This window comes from Arthrobacter sp. DMZ02-1R, from assembly GCF_057747935.1.
Map to the genome: position 1 here is coordinate 1,551,297 of NZ_CM173230.1, position 19,710 is coordinate 1,571,006.

21 protein-coding genes are annotated in these 19,710 nt (G+C 63.9%); 12 read left to right on the top strand and 9 right to left on the bottom strand.

Features of this window, described 5'->3' with window-relative positions:
• Positions 1–29: 29 nt before the first annotated feature.
• The 3 genes from AC3ANQ_RS07460 to AC3ANQ_RS07470 all read right to left on the bottom strand — a co-directional run bounded on the left by AC3ANQ_RS07460 (position 30) and on the right by AC3ANQ_RS07470 (position 1,950).
• The gene (locus AC3ANQ_RS07460) at positions 30–578 is read right to left on the bottom strand and encodes a hypothetical protein (protein WP_488304497.1); all 549 of its coding nucleotides are present in this window, start codon (positions 576–578) and stop codon (positions 30–32) included.
• Positions 579–657: 79 nt separating this feature from the next.
• A complete protein-coding gene (locus AC3ANQ_RS07465; RefSeq protein WP_488304498.1) occupies positions 658–1,281 on the bottom strand; it encodes a GNAT family N-acetyltransferase in 624 nt (207 codons plus the stop codon).
• A gap of 303 nt (positions 1,282–1,584) precedes the next feature.
• On the bottom strand, positions 1,585–1,950 hold the full coding sequence (locus AC3ANQ_RS07470) for a hypothetical protein (RefSeq protein WP_488304499.1): 366 nt from the start codon (positions 1,948–1,950) through the stop codon (positions 1,585–1,587).
• 146 nt (positions 1,951–2,096) lie between these two features.
• Here AC3ANQ_RS07470 and AC3ANQ_RS07475 point away from each other — a divergent pair, with 146 nt between their 5' ends.
• The 3 genes from AC3ANQ_RS07475 to AC3ANQ_RS07485 all read left to right on the top strand — a co-directional run bounded on the left by AC3ANQ_RS07475 (position 2,097) and on the right by AC3ANQ_RS07485 (position 4,423).
• Positions 2,097–2,714: a hypothetical protein gene (locus tag AC3ANQ_RS07475; protein ID WP_488304500.1), complete on the top strand. Its 618-nt coding sequence runs from the start codon at positions 2,097–2,099 to the stop codon at positions 2,712–2,714.
• Positions 2,715–3,064: 350 nt separating this feature from the next.
• The gene (locus AC3ANQ_RS07480) at positions 3,065–3,859 is read left to right on the top strand and encodes a hypothetical protein (RefSeq protein WP_488304501.1); all 795 of its coding nucleotides are present in this window, start codon (positions 3,065–3,067) and stop codon (positions 3,857–3,859) included.
• 102 nt (positions 3,860–3,961) lie between these two features.
• Entirely contained in the window at positions 3,962–4,423 is a 462-nt protein-coding gene (locus AC3ANQ_RS07485; protein WP_488304502.1) for a DUF732 domain-containing protein, read from the top strand.
• A 474-nt stretch (positions 4,424–4,897) separates the two neighbouring features.
• Here the strand turns inward: AC3ANQ_RS07485 and AC3ANQ_RS07490 are convergent, their stop codons facing one another.
• The 3 genes from AC3ANQ_RS07490 to AC3ANQ_RS07500 all read right to left on the bottom strand — a co-directional run bounded on the left by AC3ANQ_RS07490 (position 4,898) and on the right by AC3ANQ_RS07500 (position 7,405).
• Entirely contained in the window at positions 4,898–6,013 is a 1,116-nt protein-coding gene (locus AC3ANQ_RS07490; RefSeq protein ID WP_488304503.1) for a hypothetical protein, read from the bottom strand.
• Positions 6,014–6,160: 147 nt separating this feature from the next.
• A complete protein-coding gene (locus AC3ANQ_RS07495; protein ID WP_488304504.1) occupies positions 6,161–6,745 on the bottom strand; it encodes a hypothetical protein in 585 nt (194 codons plus the stop codon).
• 345 nt (positions 6,746–7,090) lie between these two features.
• The gene (locus AC3ANQ_RS07500) at positions 7,091–7,405 is read right to left on the bottom strand and encodes a recombinase family protein (RefSeq protein WP_488304505.1); all 315 of its coding nucleotides are present in this window, start codon (positions 7,403–7,405) and stop codon (positions 7,091–7,093) included.
• 420 nt (positions 7,406–7,825) lie between these two features.
• Between AC3ANQ_RS07500 and AC3ANQ_RS07505 the strand changes: the two genes are divergently transcribed.
• The 3 genes from AC3ANQ_RS07505 to AC3ANQ_RS07515 all read left to right on the top strand — a co-directional run bounded on the left by AC3ANQ_RS07505 (position 7,826) and on the right by AC3ANQ_RS07515 (position 11,457).
• Positions 7,826–8,023: a hypothetical protein gene (locus tag AC3ANQ_RS07505; RefSeq protein WP_488304506.1), complete on the top strand. Its 198-nt coding sequence runs from the start codon at positions 7,826–7,828 to the stop codon at positions 8,021–8,023.
• Between the two features lie 569 nt (positions 8,024–8,592).
• Positions 8,593–10,989 (top strand): AAA family ATPase, encoded by a 2,397-nt coding sequence (locus AC3ANQ_RS07510; RefSeq protein WP_488304507.1) that lies wholly within the window; start codon positions 8,593–8,595, stop codon positions 10,987–10,989.
• A gap of 195 nt (positions 10,990–11,184) precedes the next feature.
• Positions 11,185–11,457: a hypothetical protein gene (locus AC3ANQ_RS07515; protein WP_488304508.1), complete on the top strand. Its 273-nt coding sequence runs from the start codon at positions 11,185–11,187 to the stop codon at positions 11,455–11,457.
• Positions 11,458–12,016: 559 nt separating this feature from the next.
• On the opposite strand, the gene AC3ANQ_RS07520 is transcribed toward AC3ANQ_RS07515, so the two are convergent.
• The 3 genes from AC3ANQ_RS07520 to AC3ANQ_RS07530 form a co-directional block, all read right to left on the bottom strand.
• Entirely contained in the window at positions 12,017–12,598 is a 582-nt protein-coding gene (locus tag AC3ANQ_RS07520) for a recombinase family protein (protein ID WP_488304509.1), read from the bottom strand.
• 430 nt (positions 12,599–13,028) lie between these two features.
• Positions 13,029–13,481, bottom strand: coding sequence for a DUF4158 domain-containing protein (locus tag AC3ANQ_RS07525; RefSeq protein WP_488304510.1), 453 nt, complete (start codon positions 13,479–13,481; stop codon positions 13,029–13,031).
• A 26-nt stretch (positions 13,482–13,507) separates the two neighbouring features.
• Positions 13,508–14,359, bottom strand: a complete 852-nt coding sequence (locus tag AC3ANQ_RS07530) for a hypothetical protein (RefSeq protein WP_488304511.1) — start codon at positions 14,357–14,359, stop codon at positions 13,508–13,510.
• 76 nt (positions 14,360–14,435) lie between these two features.
• Here AC3ANQ_RS07530 and AC3ANQ_RS07535 point away from each other — a divergent pair, with 76 nt between their 5' ends.
• The 6 genes from AC3ANQ_RS07535 (at position 14,436) to AC3ANQ_RS07560 (ending at position 19,703) form a co-directional block, all read left to right on the top strand.
• Positions 14,436–14,807, top strand: a complete 372-nt coding sequence (locus AC3ANQ_RS07535) for a hypothetical protein (RefSeq protein ID WP_488304512.1) — start codon at positions 14,436–14,438, stop codon at positions 14,805–14,807.
• Positions 14,804–15,805 carry a hypothetical protein gene (locus AC3ANQ_RS07540; RefSeq protein WP_488304513.1) on the top strand — a complete coding sequence of 334 codons (1,002 nt, stop codon included), beginning with the start codon at positions 14,804–14,806 and terminating at the stop codon, positions 15,803–15,805. The genes AC3ANQ_RS07535 and AC3ANQ_RS07540 overlap by 4 nt, the downstream gene beginning before the upstream one ends.
• A 143-nt stretch (positions 15,806–15,948) precedes the next feature.
• Positions 15,949–17,499: a TM0106 family RecB-like putative nuclease gene (locus tag AC3ANQ_RS07545; protein WP_488304514.1), complete on the top strand. Its 1,551-nt coding sequence runs from the start codon at positions 15,949–15,951 to the stop codon at positions 17,497–17,499.
• Between the two features lie 139 nt (positions 17,500–17,638).
• Positions 17,639–18,613 carry a lytic transglycosylase domain-containing protein gene (locus AC3ANQ_RS07550; protein ID WP_488304515.1) on the top strand — a complete coding sequence of 325 codons (975 nt, stop codon included), beginning with the start codon at positions 17,639–17,641 and terminating at the stop codon, positions 18,611–18,613.
• Between the two features lie 88 nt (positions 18,614–18,701).
• Entirely contained in the window at positions 18,702–18,914 is a 213-nt protein-coding gene (locus tag AC3ANQ_RS07555) for a hypothetical protein (protein ID WP_488304516.1), read from the top strand.
• Positions 18,915–18,917: 3 nt separating this feature from the next.
• Complete coding sequence (locus tag AC3ANQ_RS07560; RefSeq protein ID WP_488304517.1) at positions 18,918–19,703, top strand: TM2 domain-containing protein; 786 nt, start codon at positions 18,918–18,920, stop codon at positions 19,701–19,703.
• Positions 19,704–19,710: the final 7 nt, after the last annotated feature.

The following is a 19,710-nucleotide window of genomic DNA, read 5'->3' on the forward strand; positions in this document are numbered from 1 at the left end:
TAGCGGATGATATTCGTCAGAATTTCCGCTTAGGTCCCGGTCAGCACGTCGCCTCGAAGACCGCGGAAAGGCGCATCGGGGACGACTGCTTCCTCGGGGCTCCCCGGAACGAAGTGCACGCTGTGCAGCTGCTCGACCATCGCGAACAGGGCTGCGGATCGCTCCGAGTCAGCGAGACGCTGGTCGTCAATTCTGGCCACCCGGTTCCGGAGATCGTCGGCGACCCTCGTACCGGCTCCGGTGTTGATGCTGGTGATCTCTTCCCGGAGTCCTCCGATATTCAGGATCAACTCCCCGATACCGTACCCCGAGAACCAGCCAACCTGGGAGATCCGGGCAATGGAGAACTCGACGAAGGCCTTCGTGAACCATCCCTCCACAAGGAACATCAGTCGCCGATCGGTCAGGACCAGCAGGCCGACCTTCCGGCCATATCGGGCCCCGGCTGCCCGGACGACCTTTTCGTCCACGGTCAGGTTGGTTTCGAGGGCGCGGATTTCGCGCCCGCAACCCCGTGTAGCGCCGTTGCCTCGGCGGAAGGCGGATGCAATGTCGGTACGCAGCGCGGGACGAGCCATGGTTGCCTCTCGGGGACGGGTGGAGCCTCTGCCTTTCTACATGCGCAGACGGTCTCCGCGGTTCCCTTGAAGCTGCCGGTCAGGCCGCCGCCAAAGAGATCCCGTCCAGGGACCGGAGCGCCCGTTCCCTGACTTCCGGCCATTCCTCGACCAGCAGGGACAGGATCGTGATGTCGCGCCAGGTTCCGTCGACCCGCTGCGAGGACCGGCGCCGTGTGCCTTCCACCGTGAACCCGAAGCGGGTCAGTGAGGACAGCGATCGGTGGTTGCGGGGGTCCACATCGCATTCGATCCGGCCGGCACCTCGGGCGACGAGCCAGTCCAACAGGGCCAGCTTCACTTCCTGGTTGGCCTTCATGCCCCAGAAGGCGGGACTGATGACGGTCCGGCCGATCTTCACTCGCTCGGTCCTGGCGTGGGATTCGGTGATCCCGGTAGTGCCGATGAACAGCGGCCCGCCGGGAAGGCCGGTGTAGTGGATTGCGAAGATCCGCAGGCCTTCGTACTTGCGGTGGATGTACGCCATGATCTCGACGTGAGTCCCCGGGCGGTGGTCGCCGTCGCCGAAGCCCTGGGCCCAGATGTCGTCATTGGCCAGGATGTGGGCGAGAGGTTCCACATCTGCGGTACTGAACGGTGCCATGACGAAACGGCCGGTGGCTGTCGTGAGGGTCGGGAGGGTGTGGGGGAGTCGCAGTGCCATCGCGGATCCTCTCGGTGAATTGTCTTGCGCCAGGGGTCCGGGCGTTGCCCTGTAGTGTGCGGCGCGAAAGTAAAATACTCAGGGATCACGGCCAACAAAGAATGAACAACCTGCCTCGGTGCAGCTGCAGAGACATCACAAGCAGTCGGCATCGGGTCGTCCTGTTGCGGATAGGAATATCAGAGCCGGATGTACCACTCGTTGTCGCCGCCGGTCCGCTCCTCGATTTTATTCAGTACCCGGTTGATCAGTACCTGGGCGCTCTCCCGAAGCGGGGCAAGGGTCTTGTGCGTGTACTGCCGGTTATAGCGGTAGTCCGGATCCGCGCTGAACATCTCGCGCAGAAACGCCCTGTCCTTGAGGTACTTCCTCCTCCCCGAGAATGCTGGCAGTGAATTCGGTGTCCCAGTCGAAGAACTCCTGGTCAGCGGCGCGCTGCTTCTCGATGAGAGCGTCGTCCGCGGCCGCCATCTCCAGCCTGAGAGTTTCCGCGGCTGCGTGTCGCTCCTCCGCAGCCTCGCGAATCCTCTTCTCCGTCCATCTACCCCGCGGTGGCAAGGTAGCGCCCTGCACAAGTGCGAGGGTGAAGTCCGGCTCAGAGTGGGTCGCGGCGGCGAACTGGCCGCCCGTGGATATACCTCGAGGCTGGCGGTTTGGAAAGGTGGTCACCTCATCCTGTGTGCGGCCAGGACCGGGTTCGGCGGTGCTAATAGCAGGTGAATCTCCAGCTGTCAGGCAAGGCCCGTCGGCGGGCACGGCGCATAGAAACAGAGGGGCACCTACCCGAGACGCCCCGACCACAGACAGGACTTTTGATGAAACTTCTTGACTCACCGCTCCAAACGTCGAGATTTACCTTGGACCCAACAACGATGGTCAAACGCGAAGCATGCATCGGTGTCAGCGTGTTCGGCCTCGTCCCTCCCCACCGGTGGTACCTTTTGGGCGAATCCGCTCTAACCAACCTGGATCTGGACATCGCACGCTTCCTCGAGTCGGCGGAACGGCCAACTGTTTTGCCACCCGAAGAGGCTACTCCGATCGACGGCCGAAAAGCCGTCAAGGACGCATCCGAGCGGTACCGCCGTGTTATCGCTGCCTTGCTGGCCCTCGACGATCGGGCCATCTTGTCAAACTCCAGCGACGGGACCTACAACGCGAAGTTCCGCGACGAAGAGCCTGCGGACGGTGCCGACGTCGGCCACATCGTTTGGATTCCGTATCGTCCGGGCGGCTACCTCAAGTTCAGTCACCGGATGACAACGGACAACGGGCACCTCTCCGTGTACAGCACCGCGTTCGTCGACTACTTCGAAGGGGACAGGGCCGGCCGGGAAGCCGATGCATATTACAACGACGAGCGGAACAGGAACGCAGAAGCGGCCCTCCTCCGCTATGCGGACCAGTTCTACGCCCCGGCAGCCGGCGAGTAGCCACACTGGATGACACGGGCCCCGCTTCGGCGGGGCCTGTGTCATCTCCTAAGCATGGTTACCGGCATGCACCTGCACAGACACACCCTCGGCGGATTCGCCCTGATCCCCGATGACTCCCTGGCAGCGAAACTCATCCGATGAAGTCCACATGGCTGATATTTCGGTTAGTGATCGAGATCAACAGCGCTGGCGAGGATGGTGGAGGAACTGTCGACTGGGAGATGGTCAGCCGGCCGGGCGAAAGCAAGTAAGTATCGGGGACGGTGAGACTTGCCGAGCCGTCCTCACACATGGGGTGATGAAAGCACCGGCACCGGCCGGGGCCAGTCCCGGAGGAGTATCGAGCAATGCGCGCAATTAGCTGGATCAGCTTTGATCACACCGTCCCTGTCCCGGTCCTTTCCGAGGGCTACCTGATCTCCCGCGACGACATTCCGCTGTTGCTCACTGATGAGTTCAACCTCTTTAAGTGGGACAAGGACGGCGTCCGGGTCCAGTACCGGTACGAGCAGGACACAGCCTGGGATGACGCCGAGGCCGACCTTTTAGAGCGTGTCGAGGTCGAGGGCGTGGAGTTCTTCCGCATCGGGACCGCACCGTTCGAGTTCAACGACGACACCGAGCAGATGAGCGGGCTGGGTTACCGCGCCCACTTCGTGCCCGGCGGAGGAATCGTCGTCGTGAACCCGGACACCCCGGTAACACTGGCCGCGGACCGCATCTGGGAAGACCTGAGCCGGATCTTCGGTATCTACGCCCCGAAGCGGGTCAGCTCCTGGGCCGAGTACGCCAGCCAGGTCCCGAACCTTGACCGGGTCTTCGCCCTCGCCGGGGTGGAACGGCACGAGAAGGAGAAGCAGGCCGCGGTGGCTTCCAGGATGGATGCATGGCTTTCGGAGCACGCCCAGCACGCCGACACGACAAACACCGCCCGCGCAGACGAGCTGGCCGTTGGGGATGTCCTGGACGGATCCGACGTCCGCTGGTGGTCCCACACGACGCAGCGCGTCACCTACGTGGTTTCGGCGATCGAACCCGCAGCCGACGGCAAACTGACTATCACGTTCGTCTCCGGCAACGACCGGGCCCGGACCCTCACCGTCCCGGCAGACCGTCGCTTCCTGAAAGCCGCCGGCGCATAACGGATCATCAGAGTCGGGTCTCAGTCCGGGCCAGCAGTGTCGCGTCATCGCCAAGCCGGTGCTGGCTGTAACCTGACAGCGAGCCACTACCTATGGGGAGTAATGACCGAGACCATCACGCCGATCCCGTCCGCACTTGCGTTGAACCAGCCGGTGAGAATACTTGCCGCTGCAGCCGTCCTGTCCGTTCTGCTTCTCACGGGTTGCTCCTCGCAGCCATCAGCGGCACCGACAACTCCATCAGATGTCTCCACGACCGCCTCAACGTCCCCCAGCGCAACGCCCACCCCGACCCCATCCGTCACGACCACGCCCCTGGGAAACGGTTCCATTGACCCCGCCACATTGGATAAGGCGTTCCTGGCAGGCGCACGAAAAGCAGTTCCCGCCGGGCCTGATGACCCCACGCTTATCTCCATTGGACGCGGCATCTGTACCGATCTGGCCGCAGGACTTCCTGCCCAGGCCGCATTGGACAAGGTGAAGGCGCACGGACTCACCCAAACCGATGCGCTGATTCTCCTGGTCACGGCCAAGACGGTCTACTGCTCGACGACGAAGTAGCAGGCCAGACGGGAATCTCCCCGGCGCCGCGCTAGTAGAGCCGGATGGATGGCTCCGAGTGGCCATAGGCGGCGAAGCTGCCTCTGTTGGCCCAGTTCTCCTGAAGGTGTCCCCAGCCGCCAAGGGGGTCACGTCAGAATTCGGAGCTCAGAGTACGCTAAGCGGCTTCTCGACACCCGAGGCCAAGGCCAACTGTTGAGAATCGGTTTCGAGGACCAGTTTTGAGAACCACAAATCCGATTGTTTCCGGGGGTTTCGTTTCGGACGGTCTGAAGTTCTTGAAAATGAGGGGTATTCAAGAGGATCAGCTGGTGATCAGACGGAGAATGGACTACAAAGTACGCTAGAAATCAACGATCTGCCATCACTAACGTACTCTGAGCTCCGAATTCTCAAGTGACCCCTCTGTGCTCAGAGCGGACGCCTCGGGAGAACCACGGTGACCTCGCGAAACGCCCTTCTCCCGGTACTACCTCAGCGATTGATCGGCGTCAGGGCCGTCGGCGGCCACCCGTCCCGGATGAGGAGCAGCTGACCGGCGGACAGCTCCGGAACATTGACGGGGCCCAGGCGCCTCGTCACCGCCTGCCGTGAGCCCGGGTCTGCGGTTGCGCCGAGGATCCAGTCCGGGTGCCGCCACCCATCGCCAGCAGTAGCGCCGAAGGTCCAACCCGTGAAGCCCGATCCCCCTGCGGCGAGAACGAGCTGGCGCCAGGAGACCCCGCCGTGGTTCACGGCGCCTTTTGGGTGCGGGGCGCCGACGTGGTGCCAGACCACCGTCGGGCCCGCCGGTGGCCGGTTACGCCGCGCAGCGCCATTTGCGACGGCTTTCAGCAGGGCTACGGCCACCTGGCGTTGGGCGAGGGACGCTCCCTGGGGCAGGCTGACGGCCATGATTGTCGAGGTGGCCAGCCACGAGTCCAGATCGAGCCGCTGCGCCCGAGGTCCGTTGCTGCGAATGGCCTCTTCAACCGGGGCGAGCGCCTGCCACGCCGCGTGCACGGCGGACTGCAGCTGCGGCTCAGGCGAGGCGAGCACCCCCTCCACGGCGCTGATCAACGGCAGCTGGCCGCGCCCGAGCTGATCAGCGAGGGGGCGGCAGTAGGCGAGCATGTGTGCCAGTTGCCCCGCGGACAACCAGTCCATGGCCTGCCTCGTTCCTTGCCCCGAGGCGCCGGCCGTCCACAAAACGACCTCGATGACCGGAAAAACCCGAAACCAGTCAGGTTGGACGAAGGGGGCGAGCTTCCGAAGCCAGTCAGGTTGGACGAAGGCGGCGAAATTGCCCGGCTCGACATTGGCCGGAGGGGCCCAGTTCTCTTGTGGGTCGATCACCGGCCAGACGAGTTCATCTACCACGACCATCTCGTCGAGGTTACGACTGGCTGGATCCCAAACGACATGAGGGTGTCCCCCCTGACATTGACCGGTCATGTCGTAGTGCATCAGCGGTCGATCCCCGAGCAGTGAAATGTCCGGACCCTCGTGCACGTAGCACTTCGGTCTCAGGTCGCGGGCGCCGAGCGCTTCAAGCAACATCAAGAGCTCGTCCTGCGCGCTCAGGCCCGTCGCCATCAGAGAACCGGCCATGCGCCCCGTGCCGTCGCAGAGCGGGCATCCCGTCCCCCCGCAGATGAAGCAGACCGGCCCTTCCGGTTGTCTCGGCCCGATACCAGCAGCCTCTTCACTCCAATCCGACATCAGCTTCCCCGTTCGCTCGTCTTACCTGGTCTCCGACTAGGGGTCCACCCGATACACGGTACAGGAGGCCGGCGTGTCTTCATCGGCAGCTTGGATGACCGTGAAACTGAAATGACGGATGGAGCCCGTGCTGAAGGCCTGCACGATCAGCGCGTGGCTGGCCAACCGCTCCGCGTCGGGCAGAGCCGCCAGGGCCCGCGACGAGCGAACCTCACGGGCCCACGCCGGATCCTTCTGCATTTGGGCCTGCTGTGTGTTTAGTGGAAGAGCCTCAAATGCATTGATGCGCCCGAGTAGCTCCCGTTCTTCCGAGTGAAATCGGCGCTGCTCGGCGGGCGTCATCTCCTTGAACAGGACGTGGGTCGTCGCCTGAGCCTTCAGGTGTGCTGGCTCGCTGTCAGTCGCGCGCAAGCCGTGTTGCACCGCTTCCTCTGCTGAGATCGTGTGTCGGAACGGCTCGATATCGGCGGCGTGCTGGGCGTCGACCACGAAGTATTGCGGTCCGGCTGGGGTGGACGCGATGAGGGTCGCTCGCCCTTTCGGTTGCTTGTAGAGGTCGGAGACTTTGAGGTTTTCTTTCGAATGCGTCGGGCTTTGGGCTTGACGGCCGGCCGCGGCCATCACCCCTCTGAAAATTGCGCCCTTCGCCTGGCCGTACGGAGAGATCCACCGGTCCTGCTCGCCAAATGCCGGAACGCCCTGGTCCTGGGCGGAACGGACCCTCGCAGCCCCACCGAGGACCCCGGGAACTCACGGGTTATCTCTTAGTTCGGCAGTTTCGTAGAGCTGCCCCCTTTGGGAAACGGCCAGCGCCTCGTCTCAGATATTGACTCCGGCCCTTTCCCAACATCGCGCGTTACTTCGTTCCCTGGGGAAGGAGCGGACCACTTGGCTAGCGCTTGGTGACGGGTCCGCCGCTTGCCTAGGCGGCCCGCGTGATCCCGATGCAATGCATGGGACTGCTCTTCAACGCCGTGAGGCCGCGGTGGTGTCGATCGAGTCAGTGAGGCTGACAAAGCCAATGCCGCGATCGTTCAGGCCTCCGGCGAAATCCAGGAGGTCCTTCACGCTGCGGCCAAGACGGTCCAGCTTCCACACGATGAGGCTATCGCCCTCCCGGAGCACATCCAGCGCCTTGGCCAGACCGGTGCGACCGGCCTTGGTGCCGCTCATCGTGTCTTCAAAGATGCGATCGCATCCTGCACCCTTTAAGGCACCCAGCTGCAGATCAAGGTTCTCTCCTTGATCGCGATTCAGCCGACGCGCGACCCGACCCGGCACGACCCACCGGAAGGGATCAGCACGACATCACGGGCACAAGATCAACCGGCCACCGCAGAAACATCGAGGCCGGATCTCCCACCAGGCCAACGCCCTCGGCCTCGCCGTCCGCTTCGAACCCACGAGGCGGCCTGAGCACCCTTGCCGACCGGGTTCAGACATTATTTCGGACCAGAGCCAGGTTATCGACAAACGTTATGCGGAGCACAGTGCCATACCCCGATCCTGCCGCAGGCGAAGCAACCGTAGCTCAGCGCCGGTGCGTAGTATTGGAACAAAACAGGCGTGAGGCGCTGGGCCGAAAACTTCGCCCAATTCGCCTGGACCTGAGACGTGCCGAAACCAAGGTGCGCGCCACCCCGGCAACCGGGTCGCCGATGGTCTCAGATAGTAGTAGAGCGTCAGCAAAGGGGGCGTGACATGCCTTTGTACTGCAGCAACTGCGGACGGCAACTCCTGATCGGCGTCCCTCACTGGTGCCCCGACCTGAGCCCTGAGGGGGTCGCTGAGGCGCGCCGGAAGAGCAAGCACTGGGTCCTCAAGGGCTTCCTTTTCTTCCTCATTTTCGACGTCGCCGTGATTGCCTTCATCGTCGCGGCCATCGTGCTACACCCCTAAAAGAGCGCGTTTTATCCACCGCAGTGCCTAAGGAACTGCCCCCACAAGCCACGGTAGTTCAGGGCGGGGGAGGGCCGGCGGACACCAACTGCCGCGTCGAACGGGCAAGGCCGCGTGCTATCGGGGAATGGAAAGGAAGGCGAAGTCCGGTGAGCGCTCGCTCGACAGACGGGGATGACCACTGTATTATGCGGGCAAGCGTCACGTTCCGTGAGGACATCTTTTGAACCTCGACCATCAGCGCGAGCAGGTTGGCAGATGGTCAAGGCTGGCAAGGGGCGACTCCATCCAGAGTACTCACTCGGTGGCGGAGGAAGAGAAGAGGGCCGGTTAAGATGTCCCGTCGGCACTGGAGGCTAGCCATATTCCTCGGATTCGCTGCACTAGCGTTTGCGGCGGGCGGTATGTCCGACCTTGGGACAAAAACGAATCCCGCTGGGTCGTTTTTAGTCGCGATCGTCCTCGGGGTTGTGGCGGTGTACCAGTTGAGGCGAGTTCGGTCCGTTGCCCCCGCACGGTACTCGCCCGTTCCGGTCCAGAAGGCCGGCCGTGTCCCCAAAACAGCGGCCATGGTGATCTCAATGGGCGAAGGGGTCCTCTTCCCTGACGCCTCTCTGTCTGTCCCGGAAGATCGTCTCCAGACCCCGTGGCCAGATCTCCTGCGGGGTGCGGCGCGTCGCGACGAACCGTTCCTGGTCCAGCCGTTCCTGGGCCAGGCTCAGCGGTCCGAGTATGCGGTAGAGGCGCGTGTCTCCGAAGCCTCGCACTTGTACGAGGTCCGAGGCATTCGTCGGGTCCGGATCCTGAAGACCTACCAACCAGGCCGGGAGTTGACCCGGCGAGTGCTAAAGATCCTTCAAAGCCGCGGGGTCCCGCCAGGGTCTGGCGCTGCTGTCTTCGAATGCGAGTACCAGGTGCTGAACGACGACGCCTCAGGTCTGATAGACGAGGTGGCCGCGCTGCGTCGACCGTTCGAAAGGTGGGCCAAGGAACAGCCCAACGGTGCGGCCATTTTGCGCTCTGTCAACGAACCGGCCGAACCGGCGAAGGTGATCAATCGAATGTGTCAGGCGCTATTCGGCCAGCAGCCGCAAGTAGGGGCGTACCTCCTGCAAGTAGATGACGTGTCGTACCGGGCTCTTTCGTGCCTGAAATACCTGACTCCCGGACCGTTTATACCGACCACGACGGGCAAGGCTGGCCAAAGAGGCGGTTTCACTGTTGAGCGGCCAGCGACCCCCTTCGCTGATGTCGGAGGGATGGAGCCTCCCAAGCCGGTTACAGCGGCTTCCAGCGGTGGGCATCGAGGGGCTGCATTAAGCGTCGACTCTCTGCTGGTCCAGCTCGACAGCCTGATCGGGTTGCGGGCGGTCAAACGCGATGTGGCTGACGTCATGAGCTTCGTAGAGTTGGAGCGCCAGCAGCGGAACGCGGGGCTGGTCGCGGAGCCAATGGCCCGGCACCTGATCTTCGCCGGTCCGCCTGGTACGGGGAAGACGACGGTGGCCCGCCTGTATGGGAAGCTGCTCGCGGCCGCCGGGGTTCTTACCAAGGGCGAAGTGCACGAGGTGAGTCAGGCGGACTTGGTCTCTGAGCACGTCGGGGGGACCGCGCAGCTCACCACCCAGCAGTTCATGGCGGCGCGGGGCGGGGTTCTTCTTATCGACGAGGCGTACACCCTGGTTCAGCACGCCGGTGGAGCCCACGACTTCGGGGCTGAGGCGATCAACACCCTAGTTAAGCTCATGGAGGACCACCGCTCGGAGGTGGTCGTCATAGCGGCCGGCTACACCGCGAAGATGGAACAGTTCTTGAAGTCCAACCCGGGGTTGGCGTCAAGGTTCACCAAGACGATCCACTTCGACTCCTACACTGTCGACGAACTCGTCGAGATCTTTGCCCGGCGGGTCGCGGAACTCGGCCTCCGCTGCGACGAAGGGGTGTTGGCTGCGGTGAGGGACCTGATGGCCCGGACGGAGCGTGGCCCCACGTTCGGCAACGCCCGCGAGATCCGTGAACTGGTTGACCGGGCGCGGGTGGCGATGGGTCGGCGGCTCGCGGGACGTCGGGACCTGTCGCCTGAGGAACTGGCGAGGCTCGACGTGGCCGACATCGCCGAAGAGGACAACAGCCGACCAGCGGAGATCGAAGGGCAGGGCCTTGCCGCGGTCCTATCCGACCTCGATGCCTTGATAGGGCTGACTGGGGTCAAAGCCCAAGTGTCCGGTCTGATCAATCTCCTCACCCTCCAGAAGGAGCAGCGCAATATGGGTATCGCCGGCCGCCGGGTCAGCCCCCACCTGGTCTTCGCCGGCCCGCCCGGCACCGGCAAGACCACGGTAGCCCGCCTGTACGGGCGAATCCTATCGGCTCTCGGCGTCCTTCGTGACGGCCAGGTCGTGGAGGTGGGCAGTCAAGACCTCGTCGCGGGCTACATTGGTCAAACGGCGCTCAAGACGGCAGAAAAATTTGCCGAGGCTCGAGGCGGGATCCTGTTCATCGACGAGGCTTACGCCCTCTCACGCCCGGGAGACCACACCGGGGACTTCGGGATCGAGGCGATCAACACGCTCGTCAAGCTAATGGAGGACCACCGCACGGATACCGTGGTCATCGTGGCCGGCTACACCGACAGGATGAAGGAGTTCCTGGCCGCCAATCCCGGGTTGGCGTCCCGTTTCGGCAAGACAATCGTTTTCAACGACTACTCCGAGGACGAGCTTCTCGAGATCGTGCGAGCTCAGGCCACCGCCGACGGGCTGACACTGGAACCCGCAGCTGAGGAGGCGATGCTAAGTCGGCTGGCGGCCGGGCGCCAGTCCCCCAACTTCGGCAATGCCCGCTTCGCCCGCAATCTCCTCGACGAGGCAGTAACCAACATGGCTCGCCGCCTTGGCGCCCGCCCCGCGGGCCCCCGGACCCGCGAGGAGCTCACAACCATCACTGCTGTCGATGTCTCAGCCTGACGAAGATCCGCTCGCGGCAGAGGCCGCGGGGACCGCGCGCTCCGCCCGGCCTCGGCCAGTGCCAGCTTCCTCATCGTCTTGCGTCGGCTTCGCTGCAGGGCGCCGGACCACTCGGCTCGTCGATAGTCGTGGCCGGCGAGGGGTCCACGTGGAAGCGATTGCGCGGATCATCCCTGTCTCCCACGCGGTGAAGCAATGAACCCGAACCCGCCCTTTCCCATCACCCTGCCCAGCGACTGCACCATCAGCGGGATATTCGACGCCCTGCTCGGCAGCGGGCTCGGCTTTACCCTGGCGGTAGCCATTCTGATCGGCCTCCTGCCGGCGCTCGTCGGCCTAAAGCACTACAACGCCAAAGCGTTCTGGGTGGTGTTTGTCGTCGTTGTCGTCATTATCGGCGCCGGGTTCCAATCGGGATGGACCGAGATTCTCAGCCACTGCGGCTACTGGACATTCTGGGCGCCTTAGTCTAAGACCGAATGAGGTGACCGCTTCGCAGGGCGGCCGTTTGCGGGCCGGGGACGAGACTGGCAGGCGCGTCGTCGAGGCGGCAACGGTGGAGTACAAAATGGGAAGGCAGATCCCGCAACGGAATACCTGCCCGGTAGCGGTAGATGATCCCCTCGGTCATCAGCCGGTGGTCATTGAACGGGCGGGCCGGTTTCCGCGACGAATCAGGCGTCAACGGGGCAACGAACTCCTACTGGGCATCGGATAACAAGGCATAACGCGAGCTCACCTCTCAATTTTGCCCAAAAGCCCACCCAAGAATTGGGAGACACGCCCTTCAACGCCAACCACGGCACGCTCCTGGCGAACGCTAGCGTGTCTCCTAATGGCTAAGCAACAGTCGACGTGTTCCTGAGCCGCCAAGTTGGACTGGTTCCGGAAGGGGCCGCTCCGAAAGGGAATCGGGTTCCAGTTCTTGGGGCGATGACTATTTTGTGTGGAAACACCTCGTTCACCGGGGCGGTTGGTCATCGTTTCAGCTCTTCCCACCGAACATTTAAGCGCGAGGATGGCATCGTCAGGTGCCATCCATGCTCAGGTAGCGGTAGACGGTGGCGCGGCTGGCCCCGATGATCTTTCCGATGTCTGAGGGTTTGAGGCCTTTGGCCTTTAGCTCTCGGGCCCGTTTGACCTTGCCGTGGTCGGCGGTTATCTCGCGTCGTCCTGCCTTGCGGCCGTTGGCAGCGGCTACGACCATCCCTGCCCGGGTACGTTCGGATAGCTGGTCACGTTCCAGTTGGGCGAACGCGGAAATGATAGTGACCATGGCCTGGACCATGGCCCCGCCCAGGCTGCTATCTGGATCTGTGGCGATGCCGTCGCGCAGCGATCTGAACTTGATGCCGCGCGCCTTGAAATCATCGAGCAGCTCCAGCAGGTGGCGGGTGTTGCGTCCCAGCCTGTCTAGCTTCCACACCACGACCTCGTCCCCTGGGCTGAGTCGGTCCAGAAGCTTGTCCAGCCCGGGCCGGCCGGTCCGGGTTCCACTGATTCCGTGGTCGCGGTAGATGCGTTCGCATCCTGCGGCATCCAATTCCCGGATCTGCAGTTCTGTGCTCTGGTCTGCCGCGCTCACTCGGGCGTAACCAAGGCGAGTCATGTCGGCCCTCTGCAATCTCCTAAATGGTTCAGTGCGGTTGATTTTGAGAATATCAGGGTGAGACACATTATTGAGACGCGGCCAGGTGCAGAAACGCTGAGGGTCGGTCGGAGCGGGCGGGCGTCCATGGCTTGTCCCGACAAAGTGTTGAAGGCCGACCCTGGGCCTGCGGGGCTGGAAGCACTGCTAACGGAGGTGGAGAAGCTTTCGGCAGCTCAGGCATTGGAGTTGCCGGTGGATTTGTTTGCCGGGGTATCGGAGAAGGTCGTGAGTACCTGGCGGGCCAGGGCAGGGCGGATGTATCCATCGGATTTCCAGAACACACCGAACTGTCAGCAACGAACCCGACGTGCCATCTACGACCAACGCGTCCAACCTTGCCATACGCTCCGGACCAAAACGAGATAGGACATTCGTGGAGAAATCCTGTTCAAACATTGCCCGAGCCGCACCGATCATTCGATTCAGGCGCCCCCGGTGGCTCAATCCTTTCGTGACGGCAACGACCCAAAACGGCCTCCGCCAGAGCACTTTCTCGAACTTCAGAAGGACAGACCTTCATTGCAAGCCACGCCGTTAGATCAGCCTCATCGGCACGAGTGAACTCTCTAAAGCCAAACACCGTCCGGATCTCGGCGCGGTGACGCTCGATTGTCCGCCCCGTCCAGGCATAGGCTCCAAAGTCTTGCGCCTCAACTTCTACCTGCTCGGAAACATAATCCACCGCTGCGCGGTCGAACTCATCAGCCCCGCTGGGGAATCTTGCCTCATTCTCGAAAAACTTCAGCAACAACGCGAATCCCAGGCGCGTGGAGCGAGGTTTCTGACCGAGCAGGTCAAAGTCGCGCCCAACCAAAGTCCACTCCTCAATAAGCCCAGTCACTCCACCACAATCGCACGATCAGTCCTTCAACCGCACAAACTTGGCGGCTCAGGACAGCTATAGGAGCACTGGGCCCTGTTGGAAGCAGCGGTCGTCTTGCCCCGGCCGGCGGCCGCCGTGGCCTTCGCCATCCGCTGCTGCAGCTTGCGCTGGGCCTCCCACAACTCCATCTGGAGATTGTGCAGATCCTTCCGGTTGATCCGGTTGCCTTTCGAGTCGGTGTACTCGTGGCAGTTGGATGGCTCGGTGGCGGCTCCGATCGGTCCGAACGCGCTGTGGCAGGACGGGCTCTGGCCGGCGTCCTGGGCATACTCGTTGGTTCCTGTGATGACCCCGCCTGTGTTCCGGGTCCATTTCACGGTCTTGAGCCGGTTGAAGAATGCCGTGGCGGCTACCGATTCGTGCGCCCGCTCCGTGGCGCCGCGGTTATCCCCGGTGCTCCACCGGACCATGTTGGAGTCCTTGTCGAAGGACACGGACCCTTCACCGGCCGGGAAGCTGGTGGTCCGGTTGGTCGGGAACGGCAGGTCCGACTTGAGTACGCGGGCTGGCTTACCGCCGTAGGGGAGGGAAAGACGCCATTCGACGTCGTCGTTGAACTCTTCGGAGACCGGCGGATGTGCCGGCCGGCTCCACGACGGCCTGTCCTGGTAGGCGTAAAACTCCTTGTGCTTGGCTTCCGTGTACTTCCTGAGGGCTGCCGTGTAGGCGGCCGGGTCGGTCTGCTCCTTACGGGTCAGGCTCTTCCAGAAAGTCTGGGTTTCTTCGAAGACCATGGTCTGGTGTTCGTGGGTGGCTTTCTGAACTACCTGGCGGACGGCGGCGAATTCAGCGGAGGGGAGGATGATCTCCCCGTGTTCGGTGTCCCAGTGGCCCATGGTGTTCCTTTCAGCGGGTTCACCTGGTTGTGTGCGGCGGTGACCGCAGGCGGCGGGTCCGTACACATGGACTGACATGAAGAGATTTCAGGTTCACGTCCGTACCCGCCTCGACGCTGGAGAAGGCGGAGTGCAGAACTCCCATGTCGAGACGCTCCGCGTGTTCAACGAGTCGCTGGTGACCGTGTTCGAGTCCGACGTCTGCCGCATGATCGAGAGAATCGACAATGTCGCCTACGGAACGATCTTCGGCACCGTGGACCGCAGGAACGCTCACTGCCTCGCACAGGTGCGATTTCGTGACCCGGAGGCTGGCACCACCCTGGCCGAATCTTTCAAGGACCGCGCCCGCGAAGCCGGACTCGAAGCGAATGCATCGGCCGTATCCAAGTCGGTCATCCGCGCCCACCGCTCGGCACGTGTCCCCGCCGCACACAGGCAGGTATGAACGTAGAGAGCCGCAGCCGTGTCCAGCCCGGCATCCCATCCGGCGGACAATTCGCCGCCGAACTGCACACAGAAGCAGGCATCACCTTGACCGTCCCGTCCCCGCTGGATACGGCCGCCGTGGCCTATGTCGGCGATCTCGTCCGCACCAGCGTCGCCGCCGAGACCGGCAAATGCCAGCGCCGGATGGACGGCTGGGGAAGGGACGTGACGGAGATCCCGCTGCCTCCCGAGCTGATCGAGTACAACCGCCAGGCAGCCAATTTCGAGTCCCTGCCCCGCCAGGAACAGGAAGAGGTGCTGGATCAGCTCAAACTCCCGAACGCCAAGCCCCTGCTCGAACCCGGACAACAGCTTGGCAACGACAAGGTACGAATCGCCGAGGACCTGGACACCGAAGGCGGAAACCTCGGGCTCGCGCTCACAGCTCAGAAGCTGGTCGCCGAATCCGGAATCCGGGGCGACATCACATTGACGAAGATCGGGAACAACACCGAGTTCACCGTCCAGAACGGAAACATCCAGCACACTCTCGAGATCGGCGACAGGATGGTGTCCTTCTCGGCCACCAGCGGCGCCGCGGAAGACTACGACCGCGACAACTGGCTCTGCCGGGCCGACATGAGCTCGTTCGGCGGGTCCATCTTCGAGCAGGACCGGGCCAAGGAGCTCCTCAAACTCCACGACGGGCACCGCGAATACGCAGTCATGATGGACGTCGTCGCCGATTCCTCGTTCCGACACTTCGAAAGCTTGATCGGGGAGTTGAACCGGGAGTACCGGACCGCCGAACTGAAGGTCGACGGCACCGAGTACGAGCTGGACGTCTCCGAGGACACACCCTCTCTCCGCGGGGACGGGGCATCCCTCCTGCACCCTTCGATGGTGCCAGGGTTCCTGAACCACACCGCCACGCAGACCGGACACCCCGACGGGGACGCCCTAGCCTCGGACCTGTGTGAAGTGTTCCGCGAAACCGACCGTCGCCTCATTCCCTGACACCCGCCGGAACCCGGAAGGCACCGCACCGTTCAACGGTGCGGTGCCTTTTTCATGGCCGGCGGTTGTCGCTCAACGCGGAAGCCAATAATGTCGTCGACGCATGTGCACAATAAAGACCCGCACACGCACTGGAGGCGCTCATGTTCTTTCTCCCCGCCGAAGATCCCTACGGTGAGGACGACCTGGTCATCTCCGCGACCGACATCGTCACCGGCTACGCCTGCGAGTACGCCGCGATGCGGCGCCTTGACGCCCTCACAGGCCGGATCGCGGTGGAACCGGTCAAGGATGCGATGCTCCGGGTCGTCACCGATCTGGGTACCCGGCACGAAATCGAGGTGCTCGAATCCCTGCGCCCGCGCGGAGTCTACGAGGTCCAGGCCTCCGGCCGGCTCTCCCGCACTGCGCTGCGGGCCCGCCACCAGGACACGATGGCCGCCCTCGCCGGAGACCACGGTGTCATCTACCAGGCATCCTTCTTCGACGGGTCCTTCCACGGCGCCGCCGACTTCCTGGTCCGGGAACCGGACGGCTCCTGGGCGGTGCACGACACCAAGCTGGCCCGTTCGGCGAAGGCACCGGCCCTGATGCAGCTGGCCGCCTACGCAGACCAGCTTGAGACCGCCGGCGTAAGAGTCCACCCCGAAGCTGTCCTGATCCTTGGCTCCGGGGAGCGCAGCATCCACGCACTGTACGATCTGCTGCCCGGTTACCGGTACGCCCGCATGCACCTGTCCGCGCTCTTGCACGACCACCTCGACGACGACGATCCGGCCGGTTGGGGCGATACCCGCTGGACGGCGTGCCTGAGCTGCGCCGACTGCAAGGCCGCCATCGCAGCCAACGATGACCTCATGCTCATCCGCGGCATGAACCGTACCCGCCGGGCCCGGCTGATCGCCGCCGGCACCGAGACCATGCATGGGTTCGCCACCACAACCTTCCCGGGCGGGGACCGGATCCAGTCCACCTTGCACGAGCAGGCCAAACTCCAGTGCGGGATGGGCACCGAGACCGGGACGATCAACGGAGTGTCGTTCAAACTCATCGTCCCGCACACCCTCGCCCGGATCCCGGCACCGGATGCCGGTGACATCTTCTTCGACTTCGAAGGGGACCCGCTCTACCAGGACCCCGACACCAGGGAATGGGGCATGGAGTACCTGTTCGGGCTCCTCGAGCACCAGGCAGCCGGCGGGACCAGGTTCTCGGCGTACATCGCCCACGACTATTCCGCCGAGAAGCAGGCCCTCATCGACTTCATCACGCATGTGACGGCGCAGGTGAAGCAGCACCCGGGGCTGCACATCTACCACTACGCCAGCTACGAGGTCACGGCACTGCGCCGCCTCGCTGCCCGGCAAGGGGTGATGGCCGCCGAAGTCGAATGGCTCGTCGAAGCCGGGGTCCTGTTCGACCTGTATGAGATCGTCAAAACGTCCCTGATGATTTCGGACCGGTCCCTGTCGATCAAAAAGCTGGAGCCGCTCTACATGGACGGGCACCGGACCGGAACCGCGACGGCAGTCGATTCGATCACCCAGTACGCCGACTACCGGGCTGCTGTCGAGGACGGCGACACCGGCACAGCGTGGGCCATTTTCAAGGACATCCTCGCGTACAACGAATACGACTGCCTCTCCACCCTGAAGCTCCGCGACTGGCTGATTGGCCTGCCAGTCAGCCAGTGACGGTCCGGCCGCGGACTGTCAGTGGCCTGCGATGCCGGCCGCGAGCAGGCCTGCAGTTCAGACCTACGCATGATCCTTGGCGGTCGGGACGGCCTTGCCGTTCGACCACTGACCCCCTGTCATCGTTCAAGGATTCAACATGCTCTCCCGCAAGACCTCTTCCCGCAGGCTCAGCGCCGCCGCCACCGCCGGAACCCTCTCGGCGATCGTCCTTTCCGGGCTCGCCCTCCCGGACCAGGCATCCCCCGCCCCGGCCGCCGTGCCGGCCACGTCGCCCGCCGTCGTCCGGGCCGCCGCTGACACCACCTATACGGTCAAATCCGGTGACACCTTGTGGGCGATCGCCGCCTCCCACGGCGTTTCGCTCGCGTCCATCTTCGCCGCCAACAACATGGGCATGAACACGATCATCTACCCGGGCCAGAGCATCAAGCTCACCGGGGCTGCACCTGTCGCACCGGCTCCGGTTGCCGCACCTGCGGCCCCGTCGGCGGCCACCTACACGGTCAAACCCGGTGACACCCTCTGGGCGATCGCATCGTCCCACGGCGTTTCCCTGGCGTCCATCTTCGCCGCCAACAACATGGGGATGAATACGGTCATCTACCCGGGCCAGAGCATCAAGCTCACCGGGGCTGCACCGGCGGCGCCTGTCGCACCGGCTCCTGTGAAGCCTGCGGCACCGGCACCGGTTACCCGCCCTGCGGCCGCCCCGGCAACTACCAGCACCGCTGACGTGAAGCAGCTGGTCGCCGACACCGCACGCTCCATGGGCGTCGACGTGTCCCTGGCCCTGGCCATCGCCCAACAGGAGTCCGGCTTCCGGCAGAACGTCGTATCCTCCGCCGGGGCGATCGGGACCATGCAGATCATGCCCTCCTCCGGGACGTGGGCCTCCCAGCTCATCGGCCGCACCCTGGACTTGAACAACACCCGGGACAACATCACGGCCGGCCTGGTGATCATCCGGGCGCTGGTCCGCACCAGCCCGTCCCTGGAGGCCGCGATTGCCTCCTACTACCAGGGCCAGTATTCGGTGCTGCACCGCGGCATGTACGACGACACCAAGGTCTACGTCGCCCAGGTCCTCCAGCGCCAGGCATCGTTCCGCTGAACCGGCACGCCCAGTGGCCCGACCGGACCGGTGCGGGCCTTCAGGACACCCGGGGAGGCCCGCCCCGGCTGCCGCACACATGACGCCCATGTACTTTGTCATCGGGCTTGCCCTCACCGCGGTCCTCCTGCTGGTTGCCCGCGCCGGGGCGGACCGGGTCCTGGCCCGGTTCTACCCCGATGACGTCCGCGATTGCGTCCCGCTGCGGACGGCCTACGCCATTGTCGGGGCCGCCGCCTGGAGTGCGGGGGCCGCCTCCGCCGTCCTCGCCGCCGTCTGTTTCACCGCCGCCGGGGCGTGACCCATGTCTGTTGAGCTTCCCCGCAGGGTCCGCCCACTGATGCCCGAGGACCCGGCCACTGACTACATCCCGGACGCCCTGTTCGAAAACAGGCGGCTCGGCGTCGGGGAACTCTACGGCATCGAGTTCCCGGCCGACCTGTCGCACCTGCGGGACTTCCGCACCGCGTGGGTGCTGTCCCTGACCCTGGGCGTCGTCGGCGCGGACCGGTTCTATCTGCGCCGACCGTTCACGGGGATACTGAAACTTCTCACTGCCGGTGGGCTTGGCGTGTGGTGGCTCATCGACCTGGCACGCATCCTGTCCGGGTCCGCAACGGACGGCGGCGGCCACCCGTTGACCGGTTCGCGCCGACACCGGAGGGCAGCATGGGCTGTCACTGTCGTCTACGCAGTATCCGTGCTCTGGGCTGTCAGCACGCTCGCGTTGCCCCCGGCCCAGGCCCTCTGCGGTGACATCCAGGCCCGCGTACTGGGCATGATCAACCCTCCCAAGCCTCCTCCACAACCGGCGTGGATTGTCCGCGGGGTCGCCTCATCCCAGAATCCGGTGACGCCGATGAAGCTCACGAGCGGATCCGTGCATCTGAGCTGGCACCTCCCGGCGGCGGCATACGTGTACCTGCAGCCTGACAACGGAGGCCCCGGGCAGCAGTTGTTCATCACCTCGCACCCGGAAACCAGCGAAAAGACCTTCAAGGTCCCGCCCGGCACCTACACGATCGTCGTCGTCTCGTCCGCACCCGGATGGAGCATCAAGGCCGAGGAATACGTCCTCCCCGGGAACTGATCGCCAC

Bases quoted from the DNA above. Each gene is read 5' to 3' on its own strand.
- AC3ANQ_RS07460 (WP_488304497.1), bottom strand. From the start codon at position 578: ATGGCTCGTCCCGCGCTGCGTACCGACATTGCATCCGCCTTCCGCCGA.
- AC3ANQ_RS07465 (WP_488304498.1), bottom strand. From the start codon at position 1,281: ATGGCACTGCGACTCCCCCACACCCTCCCGACCCTCACGACAGCCACC.
- AC3ANQ_RS07475 (WP_488304500.1), top strand. From the start codon at position 2,097: ATGAAACTTCTTGACTCACCGCTCCAAACGTCGAGATTTACCTTGGAC.
- AC3ANQ_RS07480 (WP_488304501.1), top strand. From the start codon at position 3,065: ATGCGCGCAATTAGCTGGATCAGCTTTGATCACACCGTCCCTGTCCCG.
- AC3ANQ_RS07485 (WP_488304502.1), top strand. From the start codon at position 3,962: ATGACCGAGACCATCACGCCGATCCCGTCCGCACTTGCGTTGAACCAG.
- AC3ANQ_RS07490 (WP_488304503.1), bottom strand. From the start codon at position 6,013: ATGGCCGGTTCTCTGATGGCGACGGGCCTGAGCGCGCAGGACGAGCTC.
- AC3ANQ_RS07495 (WP_488304504.1), bottom strand. From the start codon at position 6,745: ATGGCCGCGGCCGGCCGTCAAGCCCAAAGCCCGACGCATTCGAAAGAA.
- AC3ANQ_RS07505 (WP_488304506.1), top strand. From the start codon at position 7,826: ATGCCTTTGTACTGCAGCAACTGCGGACGGCAACTCCTGATCGGCGTC.
- AC3ANQ_RS07510 (WP_488304507.1), top strand. From the start codon at position 8,593: ATGGTGATCTCAATGGGCGAAGGGGTCCTCTTCCCTGACGCCTCTCTG.
- AC3ANQ_RS07515 (WP_488304508.1), top strand. From the start codon at position 11,185: ATGAACCCGAACCCGCCCTTTCCCATCACCCTGCCCAGCGACTGCACC.
- AC3ANQ_RS07520 (WP_488304509.1), bottom strand. From the start codon at position 12,598: ATGACTCGCCTTGGTTACGCCCGAGTGAGCGCGGCAGACCAGAGCACA.
- AC3ANQ_RS07530 (WP_488304511.1), bottom strand. From the start codon at position 14,359: ATGGGCCACTGGGACACCGAACACGGGGAGATCATCCTCCCCTCCGCT.
- AC3ANQ_RS07535 (WP_488304512.1), top strand. From the start codon at position 14,436: ATGAAGAGATTTCAGGTTCACGTCCGTACCCGCCTCGACGCTGGAGAA.
- AC3ANQ_RS07540 (WP_488304513.1), top strand. From the start codon at position 14,804: ATGAACGTAGAGAGCCGCAGCCGTGTCCAGCCCGGCATCCCATCCGGC.
- AC3ANQ_RS07545 (WP_488304514.1), top strand. From the start codon at position 15,949: ATGTTCTTTCTCCCCGCCGAAGATCCCTACGGTGAGGACGACCTGGTC.
- AC3ANQ_RS07550 (WP_488304515.1), top strand. From the start codon at position 17,639: ATGCTCTCCCGCAAGACCTCTTCCCGCAGGCTCAGCGCCGCCGCCACC.
- AC3ANQ_RS07555 (WP_488304516.1), top strand. From the start codon at position 18,702: ATGTACTTTGTCATCGGGCTTGCCCTCACCGCGGTCCTCCTGCTGGTT.
- AC3ANQ_RS07560 (WP_488304517.1), top strand. From the start codon at position 18,918: ATGTCTGTTGAGCTTCCCCGCAGGGTCCGCCCACTGATGCCCGAGGAC.